A 26537-nucleotide genomic window follows, 5' to 3' on the forward strand; every position below is an offset into this window, starting at 1 on the left:
TCAGCAGCCTGCGTTTCAAGCCTTGATGAAATGCTTGCGGTAGTGCTGCAGCTCGGCGATCGACTCGCGAATATCATCCAGCGCCAGATGGGTGCTGCCTTTATGGAAGCTGTCTTTGACTTCCGGCGCCCAGCGCGCGGCCAGCTCCTTGAGGGTGGACACGTCCAGGTTGCGGTAGTGGAAGTAGCTTTCCAGCGCCTTCATGTGGGTATAAAGGAAGCGGCGGTCCTGGCAGATGCTGTTGCCGCAGATCGGCGACTTGCCCTTCGGCACCCACTTTTCCAGGAAGGCAATGGTTTCGGCTTCGGCTTCGGCCATGCTGATGCGGCTGTCACGCACACGCTGGGTCAGGCCGGAGTTGCCGTGGGTGCGGGTGTTCCACTCGTCCATGGTGGCGAGCACGGCATCGCTGTGGTGGATGGCGATCACCGGACCTTCGGCCAAGGTATTGAGATTACTGTCGGTGACAATGGTCGCCATCTCGATGATGACGTCGGTGTCAGGGTTCAGACCGGTCATTTCCAGATCGATCCAAATCAGGTTCTGTGGGTTTTGCATGGCTTGATTCTCTTGGCACCTTGGCGTAGCTGCGCAGTTTAGCAGGCGGGGCCGTGCTAGACTCGCGACCGTTTTACCTAACCTTTGCATTATCGACACGGAACACCAATGGCCAAACGCCAGCTCAATCGTCGCCAAAACTGGCGCATCGAAAAGATTCAAGGTGAACGCGCTGCACGCGCCGCCAAACGTGAATCCTCCGCCGTGGACGCGCTCGAGGGCGGCGACCTGGGCCCCGAACAGACGGGCCTGGTGATCGCGCACTTTGGTGTACAGGTCGAAGTCGAGGCGCTGGAAGGCGAACTCGCGGGCCAGGTGTTCCGCTGCCACTTGCGTGCCAACCTGCCTGCGCTGGTCACCGGCGACAAGGTGGTCTGGCGTGCCGGCAACCAAGGCATCGGCGTGATCGTCGCCCAGCTGCCGCGCACCACCGAACTGCGCCGCCCCGACAGCCGCGGCCAGCTCAAGCCGGTAGCGGCCAACGTCGACATGATCGTGATCGTGTTCGCACCGCTGCCCGAGCCCCATGCCAACCTGATCGACCGCTACCTGGTGGCGGCCGAGCATGCCGGCATTCGCCCGCTGTTGCTGCTGAACAAATTCGACCTGATCGACGAGCAGAATGCCCCCGCGCTCAACGCGCTGCTGGCGGTCTACCGCACCTTGGGCTACCCGGTGCTGGAAGTCTCGGCCCACCACGGCAACGGCATGGAACAGCTGCAACAGCAGTTGGACGGGCGTATCAGCGTATTTGTCGGCCAGTCGGGCGTGGGCAAATCCTCGCTGGTCAACAGCCTGCTGCCGGAAGTCGATACCCGCGTGGGGCCGCTGTCGGAGCTGTCCGGCCAGGGCACCCACACCACCACCACGGCGCGGCTGTTCCACTTCCCGGGCGGCGGTGAGTTGATCGACTCCCCGGGTATCCGTGAATTCGGCCTCGGCCACGTCAGCCGCAGCGACGTGGAAGCGGGCTTTATCGAATTCAACGACCTGATCGGCACCTGCCGCTTCCGCGATTGCAAACACGATCGCGAGCCGGGCTGCGCCCTGCTCAAGGCGCTGGAAGATGGCCGCGTGCAGCAGCAGCGCATGAACAGCTATCGGTCGATTATTGCGAGCTTGCCGGAAAGTAGTTACTAAACTTGCGAAACAATAAGGCCGCGATCATCGCGGCCTTATTGTAGGTGACTTAGGAACCCGTCCCAGGCACCGTAGGGTCTTTCACCCCACCCTCATCAAACAGGTTCAGCTTCTGCCGCAGCTCATGGGCCGGCAATGGCTCCTGGCCGGGCGGAATGGCGTTTGGGTCGGCCGGCACCTCACCTGGCGCACCCGCTCCCGGAGTTGGGACCGGTGGTGGCGCGGGCTGATCACCTTCAATCGCACGCTGAGCCTTCTTGGTCAGCACAACGATATCGATGCGACGGTTGATCGGGTTGAACGGATCCTTCGCATCAAACAGTTGCGAGGACGCAAAACCCACCACCCGCGCCACTTGCGGGTCCGGATAGCTGCCGGCCACCAGCGCACGACGCGCCGCGTTGGCGCGGTTGGCGGAAAGCTCCCAGTTGCCAAAGTCACCCTGGCCCGAGTAAGGCTTGGCATCGGTGTGGCCGCTGATGCTGATCTTGTTCGGCACCGCCTTGATGGTGTCGGCCATGGCCAACAAGATGTCCTCAAAGTACGGTTTCAAGCGTGCGCTGCCAGAGTCGAACATCGGCCGGTTGGCGGCGTCGGTGATCTGGATGCGCAAGCCATCCGGAGTGATCTCGAACGAAATCTGATCCTTGAACTTCAGCAGTTGCGGGTTTTCCTCGACCTTGTTCTGCAACTCTTGCAGCAACAGTTCAAGGCGTTCGTGCTCGACCTGCTCGGCCATGGCTTCGACGGTATCGCGCTCGATCGGGATTTTTTCCTGCGGCGCTTCGGTTTTGACTTCCGGGTTGATGGTGCGCTCAGGCGCCAGTTGCGGCGAGCCGCCCAGGTCGATCACGAACGGCGTACCGCTTTCCGAGAAGCCAATCGGGTCTTTGAAGTAGCCGGCGATGGCGATCTTCTGTTCGGGCGTGGCCGTGGACATCAGCCACAGCACCAGGAAGAACGCCATCATCGCCGTGGCAAAGTCGGCGAAGGCGATTTTCCAGGCACCGCCATGGTGCCCCGCAGCGAAGCGCTTGACGCGCTTGATGATTATCGGCTGGTTGTTTTCCATGGCTTAGCGACCGCGAACCGCTTGTTCCAGCTCGGCGAAGCTTGGGCGATGCTTCGGGTACAGGACCTTGCGACCGAACTCCACCGCCAACGATGGCGGCATGCCGGAAGCGGATGCCACCAGGCTGGCCTTGATCGATTCGTACAGGTTGATTTCTTCCTTGGCGTCATGGGCCAGGGAGGTCGCCAGCGGGCCGAAGAAGCCGTAAGCCGCGAGAATACCGAAGAAGGTCCCCACCAGCGCCGCACCTACGTGCATGCCGATAGCCGCCTGATCACCTTCGCCCAGGGAGGCCATGGTCACCACGATACCCAGTACCGCCGCGACGATACCGAAGCCGGGCATGCCGTCGGCGATACCGGTGACTGCATGGGAGGGATGCTCCAGCTCTTCCTTGAGGCTGAACAATTCCATGTCGAACAGGCCTTCCAGCTCATGGGGGGCCATGTTGCCGGAAGACATGATGCGCAGGTAATCGCAGATGTAGGCGGTCATGCGCTCATCCTTGAGCACGGCCGGGTACTTGGCGAAAATCGGGCTGGCCGCAGCGTCTTCGATATCGGCCTCGATGGCCATCATGCCTTCGCGGCGGCTCTTGTTGAGGATCTCGTAAACCAGGCCCAACACTTCCAGGTAGAAGGTGTGGGTGAAACGCGAACCGAACATTGCCAGCGACTTCTTGACCACGTGCATGGTCATGTAGCCGGGGTTCGCCTGCAGAAAGGCACCCAGTGCCGCACCACCAATAATCAGCACCTCGAAAGGCTGGATCAGTGCCGCAATTTTACCGTGGGACAGGACGTAGCCGCCGAGCACGCTCGCGAAGACGACGATAATGCCGATAATTTTAGCCATAGGAGATGAGTACTTGCGCCGTCGGGTTCATGGACATATTTGGGGGAACTGAAAAACTCTTGTTCCTCTTATCGGCAAAACTGCGCCAGACTATAGCCCGTTAAGGCGAAAAGCCAGTTCGGCCCGCTCCGGGTGTGTTGACCGCAAGTGATGATCGCGCCCCAATCATGGCTAATGAAACGACAGTCCCAACTGCAAAACCTACTTCTCTAGCCGCTTGGATCAAGCGCCTGGACGAGGTGCTGCTGCCTGTTCCACAGGCCAGCCATGACCGCGTATGCAAAGCCATCCGCGATAGCCGCAGTTCGTTGCGAGATATTGCCGAGCTGATGCAAAACAGCCCGGCCCTCGTACTCAGCGTCATGCGCGAGGCCAACAGTCACACCCATGGCAGCCTGACAGCACCGGCGGAAAACCTCGAAGTGGCGCTTAACCGTCTGGGCCTCAAACGCGCCGAGGAACTGCTGGCACGCCTGCCGTCGGTGCCGGCCCATGAAATTCCCGTAGCGCTGCGCCAGTTGTTGCTGGTCAGCCAGCACGCCTCGCAACAAGCCAATGGATTGTTCGGCAGCCGCCTGGCGCGGCTGTGGCAGGACATTCATTGGGGCAGCCTGCTGTTTCTTTCACCGCTGTGGCCGATGGCCGTTGCCTACCCCAAGCTTTTGGAGGAGTGGGAACTGCGGGTCATCCACAAGGGCGAGTCGGCACGCAAGGTCGAACAGGCATTGTTCGGCGTGCGCCTGCTGGACCTGTGCCTCGGCCTGACCGAGACCTGGCACCTGCCGATTTGGGTGTCCCAGGGGTATACCCTGCTGCGGACCGAGCAGCGCTTGCTGGTCAAGGCCCTGCATATCGCCCGCGAAGACGACCCCCTGCGCCACCAGCAATTGCTCGACGCCGAACCCAACCTGCGCCGCTGGCTGAATCAGCCGGCCAATACGGTGCTGCTGGCCAACGGCCTGGCGATGTCGGCCCAGGAATCCTGGACCTGCCCCCACACCGAGCGCTGGCAATACCTCTCCGCGCTGTACCTGCAACAGCCCCTGAGCGACGTGCAGCAACAGGTGCACCAGCAAGCCGTCACCAGTGCCCGCGACACCTTGATGCCCGATCTCTGGCACCCGGCGCTGTCGCTGATCTGGCCCTGGCATGTACACAAGATTCATCGCGGCCTGCTGCCCGCACCACCGCCCACCGCCGAAGCCCTGGCCGTCTGGCGCAAGCGTTGTACCGAACTGCTGGTGGAGCCGAGCCGCTTTGCCAACGCCATGCATTTGACTACGTGCGCCAAGGAAGCCCTGGTGGCCAGCGGCATGCAGCGCGTCCTGTTGTTCATGGCCGATCGTGCCCTGAGCACCTTGCGTGTGCATCAGGCCGACGGCCTGCCGAAGGACGCCGCCAACCTGAGCCTGGATGTGGTCAACAGCACGCTGCTGCAGCGCCTGCTGGAAAAGTCCGCCCAGGTGCGCCTCACACCGGAAAACCACGCCCAGTTCTCGGCACTGCTGCCGCCGATCCTGCGCCGCCTGTTCACCGGCGAGCACCTGTTGTTGCGCTCCATGAGCTGCAACGGGCGCGTGGTGATGGTGATGGTCGCCGACCAAGGCGGCGGGCCGTTCTCGGAAACCACCGTGCAGGCCTTCGGTAAAACCGCCCAATGCATCGAGAAAGCCCTGCACAGCTTTACCAACCGCAGCGCTTGATGCTTGCGCTACAATCGCCGTCCTTTATCGCCAACATTTGTGCCCAGGAGACCTCACATGCCTGACTTCTCTGGCTTGCCGCTGGTGATCGAATCCAGTGACCTGCTCGGTCAACTGGATGCCGAACACCTGATTCTGGTGGACCTCACCAGTGCCGCCCGCTACGCCGAAGGGCACATCCCCGGCGCGCATTTCGTTGACCCCAAGCGCACCCAACTGGGCCAGGCGCCGGCACCCGGCCTGCTGCCCGGCAAGGCCGATCTTGAGAAACTGTTCGGCGAACTGGGCCACACGCCCGACGCTACCTACGTCGTCTATGACGACGAAGGCGGTGGCTGGGCCGGGCGTTTTATCTGGATGCTCGACGTGATCGGCCACCAGAAATACCACTACCTGGACGGCGGCCTGCTGGCGTGGCTGGAGGGCAAGCACCCGCTCTCCACCGACGTGCCCGCCCCGGCTGGCGGCCCGGTCAGTCTCACGCTGCACGACGGCCCCACCGCTACCCGCGAATACCTGCAAAGCCGTCTCGGCGCTGCCGACCTGGGGATCTGGGATGCGCGCGGCCCGCTGGAATATTCCGGCGAGAAGGTGCTTGCGGCCAAAGGCGGCCATATCCCCGGCGCGGTGAACTTCGAATGGACGGCCGGCATGGACAAAGAGCGCAACCTGCGCATCCGCCGTGACATGCCGCAGATTCTCGAAGGCCTCGGGCTGACCAAAGACAAAGAAATCATCACCCACTGCCAGACTCATCACCGCTCTGGCTTCACCTACCTGGTGGCCAAGGCGCTCGGTTATCCGCGAGTCAAAGGTTATGCCGGTTCCTGGGGCGAATGGGGCAACCACCCCGACACCCCCGTCGAGATTTAAGGTTTAAGGACAGTCAATGAAAAAGCAGTTGTTTATCCTCAGCCAGTACCTGCTGCCGCACCACCTGCTGTCGCGGTTGGCCGGCTGCATCGCCGAGTGCCGCGTGCGCTGGTTCAAGAATGCCTTCACCACCTGGTTTGCCAAGCGCTACGAAGTGGACATGTCCCAGGCGCTGGTGGAGGACGTGACCGCTTACGAGCACTTCAACGCCTTCTTCACCCGCGCCCTGAAAGACGGCGCCCGCCCACTGGACCAGACCCCTGGCGCAGTATTGAGCCCAGCCGATGGCGCAGTCAGCCAGCTTGGCCCCATCGAGCACGGTCGTGTGTTCCAGGCCAAAGGCCACAGCTTCAGCGTGCTGGAACTGTTGGGCGGTGATGCCGCGGTCGCTGCGCCGTTCATGGGCGGCGATTTCGCCACCATTTACCTGTCGCCGAAGGACTACCACCGGGTGCATATGCCACTGGCCGGTACCCTGCGTGAGATGGTCTACGTGCCTGGGCGGATTTTCTCGGTAAACCAGACCACCGCCGAAAACGTGCCGGAATTGTTTGCGCGTAACGAGCGTGTTGTCTGCCTGTTCGACACCGAACGCGGCCCGATGGCGGTGGTATTGGTGGGGGCGATGATTGTCGCGTCGATTGAAACCGTATGGGCCGGCCTGGTGACTCCGCCGAAGCGCGAGCTGAAAACCTTCCGCTATGACGAAGCCGCCCGCGCGCCGATTCACCTGGAGAAGGGTGCGGAGCTGGGTCGCTTCAAGCTGGGCTCCACTGCGATCGTGCTGTTCGGGCCGGATCAGGTGAAGTGGGCTGAGGAACTGGTGGCGGGTTCGCCGGTGCAGATGGGCCAAGGCATCGCTTTACCTAAAGCCTGACGCCGAACCCAATGTGGGAGGGGGCTTGCTCCCGATAGCGGGGTATCAGTCAACACATCAGTGACTGAACCACTGCCATCGGGGGCAAACCCCCTCCCACATTTAGTCAGTTACAGCTGACCGTCGCGGTCGCGAAAGCCCAGCAGATACAGCACGCCATCCAACCCCAAGGTCGAAATCGCCTGCTTGGCCGATTGCTTGACCAATGGCTTGGCGCGGAACGCCACGCCCAAACCGGCGATTGCCAGCATCGGCAAGTCGTTGGCGCCGTCACCGACCGCAATGGTCTGTTCCAGACGCAAACCTTCCTTGTGGGCCAATTCCTTCAGCAGATCCGCCTTGCGCTGCGCGTCGACAATCGGCTCGACCGCGACGCCGGTCACCTTGCCATCGACCACTTCCAGCTCGTTGGCGAACACATAGTCAATGCCCAGCTTGGCCTGCAACTGCTTGGCGAAGTAGGTGAAGCCGCCCGACAAGATCGCCGTCTTGTAGCCCAGGCGCTTGAGTTCGGCGAACAGGGTTTCGGCGCCTTCGGTCAGGCGCAGCGACGCACCGATGGAGTCCAGCACGCTCACATCCAGGCCCTTGAGCAAGGCCAGGCGTTCCTTGAAGCTGGCGCGGAAATCCAATTCCCCGGCCATGGCGCGCTCGGTGATCGCGGAAACCTGCTCGCCAACGCCGGCCGCCTTGGCCAGTTCGTCGATGACTTCGGCTTCGATCAGCGTGGAGTCCATGTCAAACACCGCCAGGCGACGGTTACGACGGAACAGCGAATCTTCCTGGAAGGCGATATCGACATTCAGTTCCTGGGCCACGCTGAGGAATTCGGCGCGCAGGGCCTGCGGGTCGGCCGGCTCACCACGCACGGAGAACTCGATGCAGCCCTTGCCCTTGTCGGCCGGGGTGTCCAATGGCATGCGACCCGACAGACGGTCGATATGGTCAATATTCAAACCATATTGCGCGGTAATGGAGCTGACGCGCTGCAGTTGTTCGGCGGTGACCTTGCGGGTCAGCAGCGTCACGATATGGCGCTTCTTGCCTTGGCCGGCCACCCACTGCTGGTAATCCTCTTCGGATACCGGGGTGAAACGCACCTGCTGATCGAGCTTGTACGCCGTAAACAGGATGTCCTTGAGCACCGACGAGGCCTGCTCGGTGCTGGGAATTTCCACCAGGATGCCGAACGACAGCGTGTCGTGGATCACCGCCTGGCCGATGTCGAGAATGTTCACACCACCCTGGGCCAGAACGCCGGTAATGGCTGCGGTAAGACCCGGGCGGTCTTCCCCAGTGATGTTAATCAGGACAATTTCGCGCAAGGCGCACCCCCAGGCTGGAAAAAAACCGCATTCTACCCACTTTCAGTGACCATCGGGCACAGCCAGCGCTTTGCCGGTCTTGGGCCTGTCGCTATACTGCGCGTCAACTTCACGGACCAAGAGCCGAGCTCAAGTGAACCGGCCCACGCCAGTAAAAACCGACAACTTCTTCCTGCTGATCTTCCGGGCACTGCGCCACCGCCGTGTACCGATCGCATTACGCATCGCCAGCCATAACGTGATCCTGGTCGCCCTGGCCCTGGTGATCTACGCCTGCGTGATGGGTTTGCAATTCAAGCAGGCCATGCACGAGCAAGCCGACGCCCTGGGCGAGAGCCTGACCACGCAAACCGCCACCTCGGCGACCGAGCTGCTGGTGTCCAACGACATCCTCAGCCTCAACGTGCTGCTCAACAACCTGACAAAGAACCCGCTCGTGGCCCATGCCGCCATCTACAGCGTGGACAACCGCATCATGGCCGAAGCCGGGCAGCGCCCGAAAAACGGCCTGCTGGGCGAAGCCGAAGGCCTGTACCAGAGCAATATCACGTTTCAGGACGTGAAGGCCGGCCAACTGCGTATCAGCCTCGACATGCAGCAGTTCCAGCAGCCGATGACCATCAGCCTGCAAAGCATGGGTATCCTCAGCGCCATCCTGCTGGCGTTGGCCCTGGCCCTGAGCTTGCGTCTGGGCCGGCATATCTCCACGCCGCTCATGCAACTGCGCATCTGGCTGCGGGACATCGACGAACACACCCCGGCTACCGACCGCCAGGATGAAATCGGCGACCTTGCCCGCCAGCTGCACGCCAGCTTCGCCCCGGAACCGGTGGTGCCCGAAGTCGAGCCAGAGCCTGAATACGACGACACCGATTACGACGACGAGCCAGAGTTCGAGGTGCGCAACCTGCGTGACCCTGGCTTCGACGAGCGTCCGCCGGTGGCGGGCCTCAAGCCTGCACCGCGTCATGCCTTCAAGGCCGAAGAAGACGACCTGGACGATGAAGACCCCTTCGCCGACCTGCGCGATACGTCAGCCGACAGCCCCGCAATCGCCCCCAAGGCGCCGCCGGTACGCAGCAGCGAGCCGCAGTACAGCGCTGTGCTCGCCGTACAACTGGGTGCCCAGGACCAATTGCGCCGCCTGCCCCGTGCTCGCCTGACCGAACTGCTGGAGCGCTACCGTGACTGCCTCGACCAGGCCGCCTCGCTGTACCAGAGCGAACTGCACACCCTGAACGACGGCAGCACGCTGATGCTGTTCCACAGCGAAGACAGCGGCGAAGATTACCTGACCAATGCGATTTGCTGCGGTGAGTTGCTGCGCGCCTTGGGCCATGAATTGCAGATCGAAGTCGCCGACAGCGGCATCACCCTGCAACTGCAACTGGGCCTCACCGTGGGCGATGATCTGTTCGGCATGAGCCAGATCGACCTGCTGTTGACTGAAAACGCCCAGGACGCACTGGCCTTGTCCCAACACAGCCGTAACCTGCTGCTGGTGGAGCGCAAGATCAGTGAAGACACGCTGATCCGCCAGCGCGCGCGTATCCGCCCAATTGCCAGCCCTGAGGGGGCAAGCTGCGTGGAAAGGCTGATGGAGCCGTATCCCTCGATGCTGGAGCGGCAGTTGGCGCGAATGCATGAGACCCGCGCAAAGCCCTGAAGAACATGTGGGAGGGGGGCTTGCCCCCGATTGCGGAGTATCAGTCAGCACATCATTGACTGAACCACCGTTATCGGGGGCAAGCCCCCTCCCACACTTGATCTGCGCCGTGACTTATATCTCCACACACAAGAAGGCCCGCTGAGTCAGCGGGCCTTTTTTGTTGGAGCTTTTTCAGATCAGAACCTGAACACTTCCATATCCGTACGGATCGGCGTAGCCATCGGCATCTTCGGCTTTTGCGGTTCTGCCGGCTTGGCCTGGGCCGGAGCCTGCCTGCGTGGCGCCTCGGCAATCGGCGGCTGGTTGGCCAATGGCTTGAGGGCCACCGACAACTGCTGCGCCAATTGCTGCAGCAGCACGCCCTGGGCCTGAACCTGGGACGCGGTGGTGCCGGCGTGCTCTTCCTGCAGGTGCACGATGCGGTTATCACGCACCTGGCCGCGACGGTCGATCAAGCGCCATTGCGCATCGAGGATCGCCGGTTGCGATTTACCGGAATCAAGCCGGGTAATGGTCAGCAAGACCTGCACATCCGGGCTGAAGCCGGTGGGCGCGGGCGCCAGGACCACACGCTGGCTGTCCAACTGACCGGCCACCTGACGCAACATCAACTGGCTGATGTCAGACGACAAACTGCCTGCCCAACGACCATCGGTGGAACCTTGCAGGCTTCCATCGTTCTGACGTTGCAGCAGGGTTTCGCGTTGCAGGTAGTCGGCCACGACCACCGGCCCGAGCAAAACGGCCATGCCAGCGGTTTGGGCTGGCTGAGCTGGACTTCCGCTGTCCAGCTGGTACAGCGACACAGGCTTGTGTGTGCTGCAACCCGCCAACCCCAAAAGGCCAGCGAGCATCAAAAATAGAGGAACGCGTGGAGCAGTCATCATCCCATCCAGGTGGCTGCCACAAGGCGAACCACAATGTAATACTAAAAATAACCTAAACACGCTCGGCCACGCCGGCGCTGGAAAGGCCATATCATCCGTGAATATGCGCCATGACTCCAGCGCCAAAGCGTCGATCTACGCTTTAAATCGTAGATCGAGGGCTCTAATACGCCTTAAACCGGCGTTTCCACCAGCAAAGCATCCACACGCTGGAAGCCGCGAGGCAATTTATTACCGCGACGACCACGCTCGCCCTTGTAGTGTTCGAGGTCGTCAGGGCGCAATGACAACGTGCGCTTGCCGGCCTGGAGCACCAGGGTGGAACCTTCCGGGATCACTGCGATGTCGGTCACGTACTCTTCGCGACTGGCCACCCGCTCGCCGGGAATACCAATAATCTTGTTGCCCTTGCCTTTGCCCAACTGCGGCAGATCGCTGATCTTGAACACCAGCAAGCGCCCTTCGGTGGTCACCGACGCCAGCCAGTTGCCTTCGCGGTCTTCCACCGGACGCGGCAGGATGACCTTGGCGTTGTTCGGCAGGCTCAACAATGCCTTGCCCGCCTTGTTCTTGGCCTGCAGGTCTTCACCCTTGACCACGAACCCGTAGCCCGCGTCGGAAGCGATCACATACAGCGAATCGTCATCCGGCAGCAGCACACATTCAAAATTCGCCCCAGGTGGCGGCGTCAGGCGACCGGTCAACGGCTCGCCCTGCCCCCGCGCCGAGGGCAAGGTATGGGCCGGAACCGAATAACTGCGCCCGGTGGAGTCAATAAACACCGCAAACTGGTTGGAACGCCCGGCTGCGGCAGTCTTGAAGCCATCACCCGCCTTGTACGACAGGCCAGTGGCGTCAATATCATGCCCTTTGGCTGAACGAACCCAACCCTTTTCCGACAGAACGACGGTAATTTTCTCGTTCGGCAGCAGTTCGGTCTCTGTCAGCGCCTTGGCTTCGGCACGCTGCACGATTGGCGAACGGCGGTCGTCACCATAGGTTTCGGCGTCTTTGATCAACTCGGTGCGCACCAGCTTCTTCAGCTTGGCTTCGCTGCCCAGCAGGGCCTGCAACTTGGCTTGTTCCTTGAGCAGCGCGTCTTGCTCGTCGCGCAGCTTCATTTCTTCCAGGCGTGCCAACTGACGCAAGCGGGTGTCGAGGATGTAGTCGGCCTGGATCTCGCTCAGCTCGAAGCGCGCGATCAGTTCGGCTTTCGGATGCTCGGCGGTACGGATGATGTGGATCACTTCATCCAGGTTGAGGTAGGCAATCAGCAAGCCGTCCAACAGGTGCAGGCGGCGTTCGACCTTGTCGAGGCGGAACTGCAGGCGGCGACGCACGGTTTGTATCCGGAACTCCAGCCACTCGACCAGCAGGTTGCGCAGGTTTTTCAGCTGCGGCTTACCGTCCAGGCCAATGATGTTGACGTTGACCCGGTAGCTGGACTCCAGCTCCGTGCTGGCAAACAGATGCTGCATCAGCACTTCGTGGTCGACCCGGCTGTTGGTCGGGATGATCACGATGCGGCATGGGTTTTCGTGGTCGGACTCGTCACGCAAGTCAGCGACCTGGGGCAATTTCGATGGCTTGGCCTGCATCAGCGCAGCAATCTGCTCCAGCACCTTGGCACCGGACACCTGGTGCGGCAGCGCGGTGACGATAATGTCGCCGTCTTCAATGTGATACACGGCACGCATGCGCACCGAGCCCTTGCCGGTTTCGTACATCTTCAGCAGGTCGGCGCGCGGCGTGATGATTTCCGCTTCGGTCGGGTAATCCGGGCCCTGGATATGCTCGCAAAGCTGCTCGACCGTGGCCTTGGGCTCATCCAGCAAGCGCACGCAGGCGGTGGCGACTTCGCGCAGGTTGTGCGGCGGTACGTCGGTGGCCATACCGACCGCGATACCGGTGGTGCCATTGAGCAGGATATTCGGCAAACGTGCGGGCAACACCAGCGGCTCGTCGAGAGTGCCGTCGAAGTTCGGTCCCCAGTTCGCGGTACCCTGGCCCAGTTCGCTGAGCAACACTTCCGAATAGCGCGACAGGCGCGCCTCGGTGTAACGCATGGCCGCGAAGGACTTGGGATCATCCGGCGCACCCCAGTTGCCCTGGCCATCGACGAGGGTGTAGCGGTAGCTGAACGGCTGAGCCATCAGCACCATGGCTTCGTAGCAGGCCGAATCGCCGTGGGGGTGGAATTTACCGAGCACGTCACCGACGGTACGCGCCGACTTCTTGTGCTTGGAGTCGGCGTCCAGGCCCAACTCACTCATGGCGTAGATGATGCGCCGCTGTACGGGCTTGAGGCCGTCGCCGATATGCGGCAAGGCACGGTCCATGATCACGTACATGGAGTAGTTGAGGTAGGCATTTTCGGTGAAGTCAGCCAGCGACCGGCGTTCTACGCCATCTAAGCTGTCTGCGAGGATGTCACTCATGCGGGCCTCATCATTGTTTGGTAAGGCGCAGCGGAAATGCCGCCGCACCGGATCGATTCAAAAAAGTAGCGGCTCATGGCTGGGCGCTCCAGCCGCCGGCGGGGGCGGCGAAACGATAGACCATGGGGCGTTTTTCACCATCGGCGCGGGGGCCGAAATTATTGTCGATGCCCAGCCAGGCACCGTCTGCGTCCACCACCAGGGCTTCGGCCAGGCCATAGGGCTGGGCGTAACGCCGCTCGGGCGTCAGGGTTTCGTCAGCGAACGACCAGCACAGCTCGACCTTGGCCGTGACCGCATCGCGCCGGCAGATCTGGAACGCATTGCGTTCCAGGGTAAACAGCTTGCCGTTGAACAGTGACAGATCGGCGAAATCCTTGGACACCGCCTTGGCACCGATGAACTTGGCCGGCTGCATCTCCTGGCCGGCCTCGCTCAGCAATACGCAAGGGCCATCGCAATCCCACAGGCTTTGCGGACGCTTGATGGAGATGAGGCCGCGCCGCTCACGCTCCGCAGCCAGCCAGATCTGATTACCCCCGGGGTTGATTGCCAGGCCTTCGAACAACGCATTGAAGTGCAGCAACATGCCACTGGCCCGTGCTTCACGCACCATGCCCGGGGCGATCTTCAACCATTCAGGCGCACCGTTCACCGGCACTTGCAGCACCGCCGCATGGGCTTCGCTGACAATATAGCGATTGCCGGCGGCATCGCAGGTGATGCCTTCAAAATCCAGGTCGCCGCCGCGAATGAACGACGCAGCCTTGGTGCGCGAACGCAGCCCCCAGGGCAGCCCGGATTCCGGCACCGGCGGTACATCGATGCTTACCGCTTCGGCTTGCCAGGTCGGCGCACGGGTATCGAGACGATAGATCTGGTCGTCATCGCGGTCGGAAACCGTCCACAACTCCTTGCCACACTGCGCCAGGCCCGACAGGTTACCGCCGCGCATGCCGTCCACCGGGTGTTCGGACACCAGCTTGAGCTCAGCCACGGGCGCGGCGGCGACCTGAGTCGCTGCCAGCCCGCTCAACATCAGGATCGCCAGGGCGAAACCTGTGCGCATCAGCCCAGAACCTCGGCGAGGTTGCCTTTGGATTCCAGCCAGGACTTGCGGTCCGGTGCGCGTTTCTTCGCCAGCAGCATGTCCATCATTTCCGAGGTAGCGGCGAAGTCTTCCAGGGTCAACTGCACCAGGCGCCGGGTGTTGGGGTCCATGGTGGTTTCACGCAGTTGCGGCGGGTTCATTTCACCCAGGCCCTTGAATCGCGTGACCTGCGGCTTGCCGCGTTTCTTCTCGGCGACCAGGCGGTCGAGGATGCCATCGCGCTCCGCTTCGTCAAGGGCGTAGAAAATCTCCTTGCCCAGGTCGATACGGTACAGCGGCGGCATGGCGACGTAGACGTGACCGGCATCCACCAACGGGCGGAAGTGCTGCACGAACAACGCGCACAGCAGGGTCGCGATGTGCAGGCCGTCGGAGTCGGCGTCGGCGAGGATGCAGATCTTGCCGTAGCGCAACTGGCTCATGTCCGCCGCGCCCGGGTCGACGCCGATGGCCACCGCGATGTTGTGCACTTCCTGACTGGCAAGGACTTCGCTGCCATCGACTTCCCAGGTATTGAGGATCTTGCCGCGCAACGGCAGGATCGCCTGGAATTCCTTGTCCCGCGCCTGCTTGGCGGAACCACCGGCGGAGTCACCTTCGACCAGGAACAGTTCGGAGCGCATCGGGTCCTGCCCGGCGCAATCGGCCAGCTTGCCGGGCAATGCCGGACCCTGGGTGATGCGCTTGCGCTCGACTTTCTTGCTGGCCTTGAGGCGACGGCCGGCGTTGTTGATTGCCAGTTCCGCCAGGGCCAGGCCCAGTTCCGGGTGCTCGTTGAGCCACAGGCTGAAGGCATCCTTGACCACACCGGAAACAAATGCCGCCGCTTCGCGGGACGACAGGCGCTCCTTGGTCTGGCCGGAGAACTGCGGCTCCTGCATTTTCATCGACAGTACGAACGCAATGCGCTCCCACACGTCTTCCGGCGCCAGCTTCACGCCACGCGGCAGCAGGCTGCGGTATTCACAGAATTCGCGCATGGCATCCAGCAAGCCCTGGCGCAAACCGTTGACGTGGGTGCCGCCCTGGGCGGTGGGGATCAGGTTGACGTAGCTTTCCTGCACGCTGTCGCCGCCTTCGGGCAACCACAGCAGCGCCCAGTCGACGGCTTCCTTGTTGCCGGCCAGGCTGCCGCAGAACGGCTCGTTGGGCAGGCGTTCGAAATCACTGACGGAGTCTTCAAGGTAGGAACGCAGACCGTCTTCGTAGTGCCACTCGACCTTTTCGCCAGTGCCTTTGTCTTCAAAGGTCACCAACAGGCCCGGGCACAACACGGCCTTGGCCTTGAGCACGTGCTTGAGGCGGCTGATGGAGAATTTCGGCGAGTCGAAGTATTTAGGGTCCGGCGCGAAGTACACGCTGGTGCCGGTGTTGCGTTTGCCAACGGTGCCGATCACCTGCAGGTCGGTGGCTTTGTAGCCATCGGCGAAGGTCATCTCGTACTCGTTGCCGTCGCGCTTGACCTTGACCCGTACCAGCGTGGACAGGGCGTTGACCACGGAAATACCCACACCGTGCAAGCCACCGGAGAACTGGTAGTTCTTGTTGGAGAACTTGCCGCCGGCGTGCAGCTTGGTGAGGATCAGCTCGACGCCCGACACGCCCTCTTCCGGGTGAATGTCCACCGGCATGCCGCGACCATCGTCGGACACTTCCAGGGAGTGGTCAGCGTGAAGAATGACGTGCACCGACTTGGCGTGCCCCGCCAAGGCTTCGTCGACGCTGTTGTCGATGACTTCCTGGGCAAGGTGGTTCGGCCGACTGGTGTCGGTGTACATGCCGGGGCGTTTGCGCACCGGGTCGAGGCCCGAGAGGACTTCGATGGCGTCGGCGTTATAAGAGCTAGCGCTGGGAGTGGCCATGGGGTCTCGTCGTGAGTCGTTCGATTAAAAAGTGACCTGCGATTTCCAAGGCAATTACAGTGCCGAGAAATCGAAGGATTGATACTGATCTGCGCCAATACCGGCAAAACTCAACAACGCCGGCAATTGCTGGGCGAACCCCTGGTAACCATGGTCGCCACCGGCCTGGATGCGCAAGGCACAGGCACGGTAATACGCTTGGGCGAGGCGATAATCCAGTGTTTCATCGCCGGTCTGCAACCACACCTGGTAACGCGCGGCGTCCTGGGGCGCCGGTACTTCCAGCTCGGCCAGCGCCGTGACGTGGTCGTGGGTCAATTCCCAGGTTTCATCGGTGTAGAGGTTCTTCTGGGTTCCCAGGTAACCGTCGAACATCCGATGGGGGCTGACCGCCGGGTTGACCAGCAACGCCTTGAGGCCATGGTGCTCAGCAAGATGGGTTGCATAGTAGCCGCCGAGCGAGCTGCCGACTAGCAGCGGCCGTCCCAACTGGGCAATGGCTTCCTCCAATTGAGGAATTGCCTGACGCGGATGGTGATGCAGGGCCGGCACGCGCAATTGATCGGCCAGGCCGAGGGCATCCATCACGGTGATCAGTTGGCTGGCCTTGTTGGACGCAGGCGCGCTGTTGAAACCGTGGATATACAGGATCGAAGCGGACATGCCGGGCTCTCCGTGCTTCAGCCAAAGAGGCGCAGTTTACAGGTAAATCTCAGTAGCCGTTGCTACCGTAATCCACCGTAAACGCGAAGCCGACCAGGCGCTCTACCCCGGTTTCCAGCCGTCCGTCGGCATGCAAACGCAACCAACGATAGCCCGGTGCTTGCTCGCTGACCTTGAAATCCTCGCTGCCCGGCGCGAACTGGATGCAGGTGGACGGCGAAGCCAGCAGGCGCACGCCGTTGCGCTCGCGGTCGATCTCCTGGTGCACGTGGCCCCAGAGCACTGCCCTCACCTGCGGAAAACGGTCCAGCACGGCAAACAACGCATCGGGGTTGCGCAAGCCGATAGGTTCCATCCACGCACAGCCGATGGGCACCGGGTGATGGTGGAAACACACCAGATGATGGCGGTTCGGAGCTTCGCTCAAGGCTTGAGCCAGCAATTGCAGCTGCGAATCCTGCAGGTAGCCCGGCACCGAGCCGGGCACGGCGGAGTCGAGCAGGGTGATACGCCAGTTGCCGACGTCCACTACGGGCTCCAGCAGGTCACTGTGCGCGGCAGCGTGCGCCATGATCTGCGGTTCGTCGTGGTTGCCGGGAATCCAGCGTGCCGGAGCATCGATTTGCCGGGTCATATCGCGAAACTGTTGATAAGACTCAAGCGTGCCATCCTGGGACAAATCTCCTGTGGCCAGCAGCAAATCGATCCGAGGCTGCTGCGCGCGCACCAATTCGATCACCCGCTGCAGGCTCTCGCAGGTGTTCATACCCAACAGCGTGCCGTCGGCCTCGGCAAACAGGTGGCTGTCGGACAGCTGCACCAGCAACGCCGGCGCATCGGGGTTCAAGGTGGATACGCTCGGCAAGGCGCTCTCCCAAGGCAATCACAGGAATATAGAGTTGGAGCGATTATGCTGGGGCAGAACGCAAAGAGGAAACCCAGGAAGCCGACGCAGTTCACATCTATCGCACGACTTCGAACTCATGGCCCAGGGCCAGGCAATGACTCAACCATTCACCGAGGAACACATTGAGCTGTGCTTTCTCATCGGGCTGGTGCATGAACACATTCGGGTAAGGATAGATGCTGCGAAAGCGCCGCGCATGTTCGGCGCTGATCACTTCGGCCATTCGCGCATCGTGGTACACCTGCACTTCCAGTTGCGGCACCGGCAGCCACGGCAGGCTGTGTTCCTGGCGTACGCGCAGGGTGGTGGTGTACGGGCAATTGACGATGACTTCCAGGGCCAGCACGCCCAGCATCTGGTCGCCATGGGTCACGCCGATGCGCCGCGCCTCCGGGGCGTGGCGCATGTCGGGCAGCAGGCGCATCAGCCGCGCATAGTTGGCCTCGCAGGCGGCTTGCAGCCCGATCAGGTCGACTCGATATCGTTCCCGTGCCTTTACTGCCATAACCCCCTCACTTCCGCGCGATTAAGCGCAAGCCATTGCAGGGCGATAATGCTGGCTGCGTTGGAAATTTTGCCATCGCGAACGGCTTGCAGGGCGTCTTCAAATGCCCAGACCGTAACGCGGATGTCCTCTGCTTCTTCTTCCAGTCCATGGACACCACCCGCCCCCGTGCTGTCACAGCGGCCCAGGTACAAGTGGACAAATTCGGTACTGCCACCGGGCGACGGGAAATACTTGGTGATCGGCCACAGTGCGGAGAACGTCAGCCCAGCTTCCTCCTCGGCCTCGCGGTGTGCAACCTCCTCCGGTTCTTCGTCCTTGTCGATCAGCCCCGCGACCATTTCCACCAGCCAAGGGTTATTGCTGCGGCCCATGGCGCCCACGCGAAACTGCTCGATCAGCACCACTTCATCGCGCTGCGGGTCGTAGGGCAACACGCATACCGCGTCATGGCGCACGAACACTTCGCGATTGATCACTCGGCTCATACCGCCATCGAACTTTTCATGACGCAGTTGCACGCGATCGAGCTGGTAGAAGCCCTTGTAGGCATTGTCGCGCTGAACAATCTCGATCGTACTCGGCGTCGATTTCGCAATGTCCGTCATACCCTTCCTCATCATGTCCGGTGCAATTCGCGCCATCCTAACGCGCTCCTGCCCATTGATGCAGCCCCTTTGCGGTTGCCGGGCCAGACGGAGGAGGTCAAACTCACGCTCAATCAGCTTAGTGGCGAACTGACTGCCCTGCCGGTAGTCGAAGCTCCACAAATTTCGCTCTTATCGATAGACGAAGGACATCCATGTCGCTTTTAAAAATCGCATCCGTGGCCTGCATCGCCTTGACCCTCGGCGCCTGCCAAAGCCTGTTCCAACCCAGCTATCGCACTCCACTGGAAGCCACCCGCGACGCCACCGAGCAGAGCAAGCCAGGCTGCGCCAGCAGCGATTGCCCGCTGGTGAATATCGACACCGTGCACTTTGCCAAGGAACCCAAGCTGGATGCCTTGATCGAGCAACGCCTGCTGGAAATGACCCGTACCAACGCGGGCGACCCGCTGCCGTCGAGCCTTGAGTCTTACCGCGAGCAATTCCTCAGCACCGCAGCCCCACGCAACAGCATGTACTTGCAGGCCAAGGTACGGGAGCAGCATGACGGTTTGGTAATCATCGAGTTGTCCAGCTACCTGGACCAGGGCGCCACCCACGGCGAGCCAGGCCGCGCGTTCATCAACTATTCGCGCCAGCAGCAAAAGGCCCTGTGGCTGAGCGACATGCTGCTGCCCGGCAAGGAAGACGCGTTCTGGAAAGCCGCCCAGGTGGCGCACAACAGCTGGCTGATCAGCACCCGCCTGAGCCTGGAACCGGAGTTCGTGAAAACCTACCCGTTCCAGAAAACCCCGAATGTGGCGCTGACCTATGGTGGCGTGATCCTCAAGTACCCCACCAGCACCATCGCGCCGTACGCCCTGGGCCATGTCGAGTTGCAGATTCCCTACTCGCGCCTGGAAGGCATCCTCAAGCCTGAGCTGGTGCCCGCGCGCCGCTGAAGGCCCGTCCCAGGATGAATTGCAACAACCCTGCCAGCGCCAGCGCCGGCAGGGTTGCGCCGATATCCGGGTACAGGTTGGCCAACAGGTGGTAAGTGCCGATACCGCCCAGCCAGGCCAACAGTGCCGGCCAACGCAGGCTGGCAATCACACCCTGGCCACGACGGCGCAGGATGAAATGATCCACCAGCACCACGCCGAACAACGGCGCAAACACTGAGCCGATCAGCAGCAGGAAGTTCTGGTATTGCGCCAACGGGGCAAAACAGGCGATCAGGGTGCAGATCACACCGATGGCCAGGGCCAGGTGCTCGACCTTCAAGCGCAATAGAATCCCGCTGGACACCGCCGCCGAGTGAATATCGGCAAAGGCGTTTTCCGACTCGTCCAACAGGATCAGCAGCAGCGGAATCCCCAGGCCGGCCCCGGCCAGTGCCAGCAGCAGCGCATTCACTTCACCGCTGGGCGCAAACGCCAGGGTGTAGGCCACGCCCAGGCTCATCAGCCAGAAATTACCGATAAAGAAGCCAAGGGCGGTGCCGCCGAATACGTTTTTGGCGCGCTTGCCGAAGCGGGAGTAATCGGCAATCAGCGGCAGCCACGACAACGGCATGGCGATGGCGATATCAAAGCCGACTGCAAAGGGCATCGAACCGTCACCGGCCCGAGCCCAGAGTGCGCCGAGGTCAGCCTTGGCGAACAGGTTCCAGGTCAGCCACAGGCAGGCCGCCAGCAGCAGCCAGATCCCCCATTTGCGCAGAATCTGCCGTACGAACGTCAATGGCCCGCTGACCGCCAGCAAGGTCGCCAGGCCACCGAAGAACAGTGTCCACAACAACGGGCTGGCCAATAGGCTGCCGTCGCTCAACGCCCGCGCGCCCAACAGGCTGGCGGCATCGCGCATCACGATGATTTCAAACGAGCCCCAGCCGATCAGTTGCAGCAGGTTCAGCAACGCCGGCAGGCTCGCGCCCTTGGCTCCGAGGCTGAGCTTGAGGGCGGCCATGGCGGACAGGCCGGTGTCGCTGCCGATCACGCCGACGGCAGCCAGCAACAGCACGCCGACCAGGGTGCCGAGGAAAATCGCCAGCAATGAACCGGACAAGCCCAGGCCCGGCGCGAGCAAGGCGCCGGTTTGCAGGACCATCAGGCCGATGCCGAGGGAGAACCACAGGGAGAACAGGTCGCGGGCGCCGAAGACGCGCTTGTCAGCAGGCACCGCGATGTCGGGGGAGTAGGTGCTGGGTTGAATGCTCAAGGGTGTTATCTCTGAGGGGCATTTTTTGTTTGAAAGATTGCTATCGGGGGCAAGCCCCCTCCCACATTGGATCTGCTGTGAACACAAAAACTGTGCATACCTCAGTCAAAATGTGGGAGGGGGCTTGTCGAGTCGTCGCACCGCCCCGATGACGGCGGTACAGGCACCGCCGTCTCTGGATCAGACCTTCTTGTACAGCTGACTGCCTTCCTGCTTGAACCGCTCCGCCTGCTCCGCCAAGCCCTTGGCCACATCCACATCCACGGCTTCAATGCGCTGGTTGGCCGCGTACTCGCGCACTTCCTGGGTGATTTTCATCGAGCAGAACTTCGGCCCGCACATCGAGCAGAAGTGCGCGACCTTGGCCGAATCTTTCGGCAGGGTTTCGTCGTGGTAGGAACGCGCGGTGTCCGGGTCCAGGCCAAGGTTGAACTGGTCTTCCCAACGGAACTCGAAGCGCGCCTTGCTCAAGGCGTTATCGCGGATCTGCGCGCCCGGATGCCCCTTGGCCAAGTCCGCCGCGTGGGCGGCGATCTTGTAGGTGATGATCCCGGTCTTCACGTCATCCTTGTTCGGCAGGCCCAGGTGCTCCTTGGGTGTGACGTAGCAGAGCATGGCGCAACCGAACCAGCCGATCATCGCCGCACCGATGCCGGAGGTAATGTGGTCATAGCCCGGCGCGATGTCGGTGGTCAGCGGGCCGAGGGTGTAGAACGGCGCTTCGTCGCAGCATTCGAGCTGCTTGTCCATGTTCTCCTTGATCAACTGCATCGGCACGTGGCCAGGGCCTTCGATCATGGTTTGCACGTCGTGCTTCCAGGCGGTCTTGGTCAGCTCGCCGAGGGTTTCCAGCTCGCCGAACTGCGCGGCGTCGTTGGCGTCGGCAATCGAGCCCGGGCGCAAGCCGTCGCCGAGGGAGAAGCTGACGTCATAGGCCTTCATGATTTCGCAGATTTCGTCGAAATGCGTGTAGGTGAAGTTCTCTTTGTGGTGCGCCAGGCACCACTTGGCCATGATCGAACCGCCACGGGACACGATGCCGGTCACGCGCTTGGCGGTCAGCGGCACGTAGCGCAGCAGCACACCGGCGTGGATGGTGAAATAGTCGACGCCCTGCTCGGCCTGTTCGATCAGGGTGTCGCGGAACAGCTCCCAGGTCAGGTCTTCGGCCGCGCCGCCGACTTTTTCCAGGGCCTGGTAGATCGGCACGGTACCGATCGGCACCGGCGAGTTGCGGATGATCCACTCACGGGTTTCGTGGATGTGCTTACCGGTGGACAGATCCATCACCGTGTCCGAGCCCCAGCGAATGCCCCAGGTGAGTTTCGCCACTTCTTCTTCGATGGACGAACCCAGGGCGCTGTTGCCGATGTTGCCGTTGATCTTCACCAGGAAGTTACGGCCGATGATCATCGGTTCAAGTTCGGTGTGGTTGATGTTGGCCGGGATGATCGCGCGGCCACGGGCGATTTCTTCACGGACGAATTCAGGGGTGATGATTTTCGGCACGCTGGCGCCGAAGCTGTGGCCGGCGTGTTGCTGGTCGAGCAGGCCACTGGCGCGGGCTTCTTCCAGCTTCATGTTTTCGCGGATGGCGACGTACTCCATCTCGGCGGTGATGATGCCTTTGCGCGCGTAGTGCATCTGCGTGACATTGGCGCCGGCCTTGGCGCGGCGCGGGTTTTTCACGTGGGCGAAGCGCAGCGCGGTCAGTTCGGCATCGCTCAGACGTTGCTGGCCGAAATGCGAGCTGAGGCCACTCAGGCGTTCGGTGTCGCCACGGACTTCGATCCACGGCGAGCGTACATCGCCCAGACCTTTGCGTACGTCGATGATGACGTTGGGGTCGGTGTAGGGGCCGGAGGTGTCGTAGACCACCACGGGCGCGTTGATTTCACCGCCGAAGTCGGTTGGGGTCACGTCGAGGCTGATTTCACGCATCGGCACGCGAATGTCCGGGCGGGTGCCTTGCACGTAGATTTTTTGCGAGCGGGTAAACGGCTGTACGGAACCGGAGTCGACCTTGGCCGATTCACTCAAGTGCACGGTGTTTTTTAATTTTGTACTCATCACGGGCTCTCCAACTATCCAGGCGGTGGATTTCTGTCGGAGCGAACCTGTGACGGATGGACGCACTGGAAGCAGTGCTGTGCTTGGTGCACGAGGGTTGTTCGAAGGTCGAACAACATCCCGGACGAAGCACAAGAGGACTCGCCGGGTGACGAGAAATCTTGTTCCCTACGCAGGCGTTAACCTGATCAGGTTCAACGGGATCCGGTATTTACCGATCTCAGCCTTCCAACAAGGCACCCCGACAAGAACGTGGCCAGTCTAGACCATGCCGCGGGCAAATTGCCAATAGCGGTGTATTCAGCGTGATGAATGGCGTGATTGCGGGATTGTTGCCCGGGGATCTCGCCACTACACTCGAGAGCCGCCTCACTGCTTGACGCCAGGATTGGCCAGCCGTAGCCTTGAGCGCTAAATTATCACCATAATATTCACACTAGGGATCGCCTCATGCTGCGCAAACTTTCACTGGCTCTCGCCGTGTCTTGTGCGACCAACGGAATGGTCTGGGCAGCTGAAGCGCCCTTGTCCGCCAAAACTGACCTGGTCAGCGTCTATCAGGAAGCAGTGGATAACAACGCCGACCTGGCCGCCGCCCGCGCCCAATACGGCGCGCAGAAAGAAGTCGTGCCCCAGGCTCGAGCGGGGTTGCTGCCGAACCTGTCGGGCGGTGCCGACATCAATAACGTGCGCACCCAGATCGACACACCGGCGGCGACTGCCAACCGCGACGCCCACTCCTGGCGCGCGACCCTGAGCCAGCCGCTGTTCCGCGCCGATCGCTGGTTCCAACTGCAAGCCGCCGAGGCCACCAATGAACAGGCGGCGCTGCAACTCTCGGCCACTGAACAGAACCTGATCCTGCAAAGCGCCGAGAGCTACTTTGCCGTGCTGCGCGCCCAGGACAACCTGGCCTCCACCAAGGCCGAGGAAAATGCCTTCAAGCGCCAGCTGGATCAATCCAACGAGCGCTTCGACGTCGGCCTGTCGGACAAGACCGATGTGCTGCAATCCCAGGCCAGCTATGACACTGCACGGGCGAACCGGATCCTGGCCCAGCGTCAGGTGGACGATGCCTTTGAAGCACTGGTTACCCTGACCAACCGCCAGTACAACTCGATCCAGGGCATTGTCCACACGCTGCCGGTGTTGCCGCCGCTGCCCAACGACGCCAAGGCCTGGGTCGAGACGGCCGGCCGCCAGAACCTGAACCTGCTGGCCAGCAACTACGCCGTCACGGCCGCCGAAGAGACCCTCAAGCAGCGCAAGGCCGGCCACGCGCCGACCCTGGACGCCGTCGCGCAGTACGAAAAAGGTGACAACGACGCCCTTGGCTTCAGCAACCCGAATGCCTTTGGCACGCCGTATCGTGGCGATGTCGAGCAGCGCACCATCGGCCTGCGCCTGAACATCCCCCTCTACAGCGGCGGCCTCACCAGCTCGCAAGTACGTGAGTCGTACTCGCGCCTGGGCCAGACCGAGCAGCAACGCGAAGGCCTGCGCCGTCAGGTGGTGGAAAATACGCGCAACCTGCACCGTGCGGTGAACACCGATGTGGAGCAGGTACAGGCGCGCCGCCAGTCGATCATCTCCAACCAGAGCGCGGTAGAAGCCACGGAAATCGGTTATCAGGTGGGGACGCGCAATATCGTCGATGTGCTGGATTCACAACGCCAGCTGTACTCGTCGGTGCGCAACTACAACAACAGCCGCTACGACTACATCCTCGATAACCTGCGCTTGAAGCAGGCAGCGGGCACCTTGAACCCAGGGGACCTGCAAGACCTGACGCGTTACCTCAAGGCGGACTACAACCCGGATCGTGACTTTCTGCCACCGGACCTGGCCAAGGCGGCCGCCGAGCAACTCAAGGCCCGCCCGGGCTATTGAACACTCCACATTTGGATCGGTGTTGGGTCAGTGAGAGATCAATCGGCCCAAGCCATCCAGCAAGCGCTTAAGCGCCCCCTGATTAGCCTGCATCACCTTGAGCCCCGCCTGCGCCATCCGGCGTGCATCCTGCGGCAGCTCGAACAGCTGTCGTACGGCCTCGGCCAACCCTTCTGCGTCCTCCACCTCTCGCAACGCACCCGCTTCGCGCATCATCGCGGTGATGTCGAGGAAGTTGAACACGTGGGGGCCCATCATTACCGGCTTGGCCAGCGCCGCCGGTTCCAACGGGTTATGCCCACCGGTCGCCACCAGGCTGCCGCCGACAAAGGCGCTGTCGGCCAAGGCATAGAGAAACAGCAGTTCGCCCATGGTATCGCCGAGCAACACCGACGTTTGTGCGGTAACGGCCTCGCCACTTGAGCGACGCACCGTGGTAAACCCTTGTTGCGTACACAGCTCGAACATCGGGCCGAAGCGCTCTTGATGACGCGGCACCAGGATCAGCAACGCGTTGGGGTAGCTTTCGAGCAGTTGGCGGTGGGCCGCGAGCACCACTTCATCTTCGCCTTCGTGGGTACTGGCAGCGATCCACACCGGACGCTCAGCGGCGCCCCATTGTTCGCGCAGGGCGGCGGCGCGCACCGGCAGCTCGGGGTCGATGGTCAGGTCGAACTTGATCGAGCCGGTAACCTCGACGGTTTCCGGGCGCGCACCCAGGCTCAGGAAACGCTGGGCCTCGGTCTCGGTCTGTACCGCGAACAGGCTCATTTGCGCCAGCATCGGCGCCGTGAGTTTGGAAAACCGTGCGTAGCCCTTGGCCGAACGCGCTGACAGCCGCGCATTGGCCAAGGCCACCGGAATACCGCGCTGGGCGCAGGCGTGGATATGGTTGGGCCACAACTCGGTCTCCATGATCACCGCCAGCCTGGGCTGTACACGATCAAGAAAACGCTTGGCCGCACAGGGCAAATCGTACGGCAGGTAGCAATGCTGGATGCGCGGCTCGTTGGCGAACAACGCCTGGATGCGCTCGGAACCGGTGGGCGTCATGCAGGTGACGGTGACCGGCAGGTCTGGATAACGCGCCAACAAGCCGCGGATCATCGGCGCCGCGGCAATGCTTTCGCCCACCGACACCGCGTGCACCCAGATCCCGCCCGGTTGCATCACCGGCAAGCCATAGGAAAACCGCTCGCCGACGCGCCGGGCATAGGCCGGCGCCTTGCGTGCGCGCAACCATAGACGTAAGGCCACCAACGGCAGCGCCAGGTAAAACAGACAGCTGTAGAGAGTTCTATTCATGGCGGCGGAGTTTATCGGCT

Annotated in this window: 22 protein-coding genes and 1 riboswitch; of the genes, 7 read left to right on the forward strand and 15 right to left on the reverse strand. The window is 61.9% G+C overall.

The features are described 5' to 3' along the window. Nucleotides 1-15: 15 nt before the first annotated feature. Nucleotides 16-558, reverse strand: coding sequence for an oligoribonuclease (gene orn, locus HCF10_RS11575; RefSeq protein WP_010213620.1), 543 nt, complete (start codon nt 556-558; stop codon nt 16-18). 108 nt (nt 559-666) lie between these two features. On the opposite strand from orn, the gene rsgA reads away from it, so the two are divergent. Next, nucleotides 667-1698 (forward strand): small ribosomal subunit biogenesis GTPase RsgA, encoded by a 1032-nt coding sequence (gene rsgA / locus HCF10_RS11580; RefSeq protein ID WP_053139368.1) that lies wholly within the window; start codon nt 667-669, stop codon nt 1696-1698. A 49-nt stretch (nt 1699-1747) separates the two neighbouring features. On the opposite strand, the gene motB is transcribed toward rsgA, so the two are convergent. Then, on the reverse strand, nt 1748-2770 hold the full coding sequence (gene motB, locus HCF10_RS11585; RefSeq protein WP_167655550.1) for a flagellar motor protein MotB: 1023 nt from the start codon (nt 2768-2770) through the stop codon (nt 1748-1750). A 3-nt stretch (nt 2771-2773) separates the two neighbouring features. Further along, complete coding sequence (gene motA, locus HCF10_RS11590) at nt 2774-3625, reverse strand: flagellar motor stator protein MotA (protein ID WP_099583685.1); 852 nt, start codon at nt 3623-3625, stop codon at nt 2774-2776. A gap of 167 nt (nt 3626-3792) precedes the next feature. On the opposite strand from motA, the gene HCF10_RS11595 reads away from it, so the two are divergent. From HCF10_RS11595 to asd, 3 genes are read left to right on the forward strand one after another with little or no spacing between them, the layout of a single operon-like run. After that, the gene (locus tag HCF10_RS11595; protein WP_167655551.1) at nt 3793-5328 is read left to right on the forward strand and encodes an HDOD domain-containing protein; all 1536 of its coding nucleotides are present in this window, start codon (nt 3793-3795) and stop codon (nt 5326-5328) included. A gap of 57 nt (nt 5329-5385) precedes the next feature. Continuing rightward, nucleotides 5386-6201, forward strand: a complete 816-nt coding sequence (locus tag HCF10_RS11600; RefSeq protein WP_131696776.1) for a rhodanese-like domain-containing protein — start codon at nt 5386-5388, stop codon at nt 6199-6201. A gap of 16 nt (nt 6202-6217) precedes the next feature. Then, nucleotides 6218-7078 (forward strand): archaetidylserine decarboxylase, encoded by an 861-nt coding sequence (gene asd, locus HCF10_RS11605; protein ID WP_131696777.1) that lies wholly within the window; start codon nt 6218-6220, stop codon nt 7076-7078. A 110-nt stretch (nt 7079-7188) separates the two neighbouring features. On the opposite strand, the gene serB is transcribed toward asd, so the two are convergent. Then, on the reverse strand, nt 7189-8403 hold the full coding sequence (serB, locus tag HCF10_RS11610) for a phosphoserine phosphatase SerB (protein WP_053139356.1): 1215 nt from the start codon (nt 8401-8403) through the stop codon (nt 7189-7191). 133 nt (nt 8404-8536) lie between these two features. On the opposite strand from serB, the gene HCF10_RS11615 reads away from it, so the two are divergent. Beyond that, complete coding sequence (locus tag HCF10_RS11615; protein WP_167655552.1) at nt 8537-10069, forward strand: AhpA/YtjB family protein; 1533 nt, start codon at nt 8537-8539, stop codon at nt 10067-10069. A gap of 179 nt (nt 10070-10248) precedes the next feature. On the opposite strand, the gene HCF10_RS11620 is transcribed toward HCF10_RS11615, so the two are convergent. The 8 genes from HCF10_RS11620 to HCF10_RS11655 form a co-directional block, all read right to left on the reverse strand. Next, nucleotides 10249-10959, reverse strand: a complete 711-nt coding sequence (locus HCF10_RS11620) for a PqiC family protein (RefSeq protein ID WP_167655553.1) — start codon at nt 10957-10959, stop codon at nt 10249-10251. Nucleotides 10960-11132: 173 nt separating this feature from the next. Next, the gene (gene parC / locus HCF10_RS11625; RefSeq protein WP_131696780.1) at nt 11133-13397 is read right to left on the reverse strand and encodes a DNA topoisomerase IV subunit A; all 2265 of its coding nucleotides are present in this window, start codon (nt 13395-13397) and stop codon (nt 11133-11135) included. Between the two features lie 73 nt (nt 13398-13470). After that, a complete protein-coding gene (locus tag HCF10_RS11630) occupies nt 13471-14466 on the reverse strand; it encodes an esterase-like activity of phytase family protein (RefSeq protein ID WP_145336007.1) in 996 nt (331 codons plus the stop codon). Then, nucleotides 14466-16370 carry a DNA topoisomerase IV subunit B gene (gene parE / locus HCF10_RS11635; RefSeq protein WP_027604917.1) on the reverse strand — a complete coding sequence of 635 codons (1905 nt, stop codon included), beginning with the start codon at nt 16368-16370 and terminating at the stop codon, nt 14466-14468. Before parE ends, HCF10_RS11630 begins: the two co-directional genes overlap by 1 nt. 54 nt (nt 16371-16424) lie before the next feature. Next, on the reverse strand, nt 16425-17033 hold the full coding sequence (locus tag HCF10_RS11640; protein ID WP_167655554.1) for a YqiA/YcfP family alpha/beta fold hydrolase: 609 nt from the start codon (nt 17031-17033) through the stop codon (nt 16425-16427). A gap of 49 nt (nt 17034-17082) precedes the next feature. After that, the gene (gene cpdA, locus HCF10_RS11645) at nt 17083-17898 is read right to left on the reverse strand and encodes a 3',5'-cyclic-AMP phosphodiesterase (RefSeq protein WP_167655555.1); all 816 of its coding nucleotides are present in this window, start codon (nt 17896-17898) and stop codon (nt 17083-17085) included. 97 nt (nt 17899-17995) lie between these two features. Next, nucleotides 17996-18445 carry a DUF1249 domain-containing protein gene (locus HCF10_RS11650; protein WP_003171323.1) on the reverse strand — a complete coding sequence of 150 codons (450 nt, stop codon included), beginning with the start codon at nt 18443-18445 and terminating at the stop codon, nt 17996-17998. Next, on the reverse strand, nt 18436-19053 hold the full coding sequence (locus HCF10_RS11655) for an NUDIX domain-containing protein (RefSeq protein ID WP_131696786.1): 618 nt from the start codon (nt 19051-19053) through the stop codon (nt 18436-18438). The genes HCF10_RS11650 and HCF10_RS11655 overlap by 10 nt, the downstream gene beginning before the upstream one ends. A 194-nt stretch (nt 19054-19247) precedes the next feature. Between HCF10_RS11655 and HCF10_RS11660 the strand changes: the two genes are divergently transcribed. After that, nucleotides 19248-19994 (forward strand): RsiV family protein, encoded by a 747-nt coding sequence (locus tag HCF10_RS11660; protein WP_167655556.1) that lies wholly within the window; start codon nt 19248-19250, stop codon nt 19992-19994. Here HCF10_RS11660 and cytX read toward each other — a convergent pair. Then, nucleotides 19963-21252 carry a putative hydroxymethylpyrimidine transporter CytX gene (cytX, locus tag HCF10_RS11665; RefSeq protein ID WP_131696788.1) on the reverse strand — a complete coding sequence of 430 codons (1290 nt, stop codon included), beginning with the start codon at nt 21250-21252 and terminating at the stop codon, nt 19963-19965. The genes HCF10_RS11660 and cytX overlap by 32 nt on opposite strands. Before the next feature lie 180 nt (nt 21253-21432). Beyond that, nucleotides 21433-23322, reverse strand: a complete 1890-nt coding sequence (gene thiC / locus HCF10_RS11670) for a phosphomethylpyrimidine synthase ThiC (protein WP_145335998.1) — start codon at nt 23320-23322, stop codon at nt 21433-21435. Between the two features lie 148 nt (nt 23323-23470). Beyond that, nucleotides 23471-23576: riboswitch (TPP riboswitch) on the reverse strand. Nucleotides 23577-23772: 196 nt separating this feature from the next. On the opposite strand from thiC, the gene HCF10_RS11675 reads away from it, so the two are divergent. Then, entirely contained in the window at nt 23773-25212 is a 1440-nt protein-coding gene (locus HCF10_RS11675; protein WP_131696790.1) for a TolC family outer membrane protein, read from the forward strand. A 27-nt stretch (nt 25213-25239) separates the two neighbouring features. On the opposite strand, the gene waaA is transcribed toward HCF10_RS11675, so the two are convergent. Next, nucleotides 25240-26517 carry a lipid IV(A) 3-deoxy-D-manno-octulosonic acid transferase gene (gene waaA / locus HCF10_RS11680; protein ID WP_167655557.1) on the reverse strand — a complete coding sequence of 426 codons (1278 nt, stop codon included), beginning with the start codon at nt 26515-26517 and terminating at the stop codon, nt 25240-25242. Nucleotides 26518-26537 lie beyond the last annotated feature (20 nt).

The sequence above is a fragment of the Pseudomonas sp. B14(2022) genome, assembly GCF_012030485.1.
In the GTDB taxonomy this organism is placed as follows: Bacteria; Pseudomonadota; Gammaproteobacteria; order Pseudomonadales; family Pseudomonadaceae; genus Aquipseudomonas.

Excerpts from the sequence above, each read along its gene's own strand:
- orn (WP_010213620.1), bottom strand. The coding sequence starts at position 558 with ATGCAAAACCCACAGAACCTGATTTGGATCGATCTGGAAATGACCGGT.
- rsgA (WP_053139368.1), top strand. The coding sequence starts at position 667 with ATGGCCAAACGCCAGCTCAATCGTCGCCAAAACTGGCGCATCGAAAAG.
- motB (WP_167655550.1), bottom strand. The coding sequence starts at position 2,770 with ATGGAAAACAACCAGCCGATAATCATCAAGCGCGTCAAGCGCTTCGCT.
- motA (WP_099583685.1), bottom strand. The coding sequence starts at position 3,625 with ATGGCTAAAATTATCGGCATTATCGTCGTCTTCGCGAGCGTGCTCGGC.
- HCF10_RS11595 (WP_167655551.1), top strand. The coding sequence starts at position 3,793 with ATGGCTAATGAAACGACAGTCCCAACTGCAAAACCTACTTCTCTAGCC.
- HCF10_RS11600 (WP_131696776.1), top strand. The coding sequence starts at position 5,386 with ATGCCTGACTTCTCTGGCTTGCCGCTGGTGATCGAATCCAGTGACCTG.
- asd (WP_131696777.1), top strand. The coding sequence starts at position 6,218 with ATGAAAAAGCAGTTGTTTATCCTCAGCCAGTACCTGCTGCCGCACCAC.
- HCF10_RS11620 (WP_167655553.1), bottom strand. The coding sequence starts at position 10,959 with ATGATGACTGCTCCACGCGTTCCTCTATTTTTGATGCTCGCTGGCCTT.
- parC (WP_131696780.1), bottom strand. The coding sequence starts at position 13,397 with ATGAGTGACATCCTCGCAGACAGCTTAGATGGCGTAGAACGCCGGTCG.
- HCF10_RS11630 (WP_145336007.1), bottom strand. The coding sequence starts at position 14,466 with ATGCGCACAGGTTTCGCCCTGGCGATCCTGATGTTGAGCGGGCTGGCA.
- parE (WP_027604917.1), bottom strand. The coding sequence starts at position 16,370 with ATGGCCACTCCCAGCGCTAGCTCTTATAACGCCGACGCCATCGAAGTC.
- HCF10_RS11640 (WP_167655554.1), bottom strand. The coding sequence starts at position 17,033 with ATGTCCGCTTCGATCCTGTATATCCACGGTTTCAACAGCGCGCCTGCG.
- HCF10_RS11650 (WP_003171323.1), bottom strand. The coding sequence starts at position 18,445 with ATGGCAGTAAAGGCACGGGAACGATATCGAGTCGACCTGATCGGGCTG.
- HCF10_RS11655 (WP_131696786.1), bottom strand. The coding sequence starts at position 19,053 with ATGACGGACATTGCGAAATCGACGCCGAGTACGATCGAGATTGTTCAG.
- HCF10_RS11660 (WP_167655556.1), top strand. The coding sequence starts at position 19,248 with ATGTCGCTTTTAAAAATCGCATCCGTGGCCTGCATCGCCTTGACCCTC.
- thiC (WP_145335998.1), bottom strand. The coding sequence starts at position 23,322 with ATGAGTACAAAATTAAAAAACACCGTGCACTTGAGTGAATCGGCCAAG.
- HCF10_RS11675 (WP_131696790.1), top strand. The coding sequence starts at position 23,773 with ATGCTGCGCAAACTTTCACTGGCTCTCGCCGTGTCTTGTGCGACCAAC.
- waaA (WP_167655557.1), bottom strand. The coding sequence starts at position 26,517 with ATGAATAGAACTCTCTACAGCTGTCTGTTTTACCTGGCGCTGCCGTTG.